Genomic DNA, 312 nt, shown 5'->3' on the forward strand with positions numbered 1-312 from the left:
GGATGCGGTCGAGCCGGTTCTCGAGCAGCAAATTGCCGACCTGCAGCACGTCGGCCTCGTTCGCATACGGCACGAAGGCCGCTGGTTCGGTTTTCATCGCAACTCCTCAAAGGCGGGGCGCGCGCGGCGCGCCGGTTTGGCGCGCGGCAGGCGCGCCATTTGCTGCTTCTCGTTCAGGGTGAGCGCGGGCAGCAGGTTGATCCCGATTTTGCTTTCAAGTTGCGCCACCGTCATCGTCTGGAGCGGCGCCCCCGCGTTGTTTTCGACAAAATAGGCCGCGCCCCTGCCCTGCCTCGGACTATAAACGACTTT

The 312-nt window shown here is 63.8% G+C and carries 1 protein-coding gene; it reads right to left on the reverse strand.

Annotation, left to right across the window (positions count from 1 at the left end):
* Positions 1-93: 93 nt before the first annotated feature.
* On the reverse strand, positions 94-312 hold a 219-nt coding region (locus D0817_RS25915; RefSeq protein ID WP_202866539.1), incomplete at its 5' end, for a hypothetical protein.

The sequence above is a fragment of the Flavobacterium cupreum genome (assembly GCF_003996965.1).
GTDB classification, from domain to species: domain Bacteria; phylum Bacteroidota; class Bacteroidia; order Flavobacteriales; family Flavobacteriaceae; genus Flavobacterium; species Flavobacterium cupreum.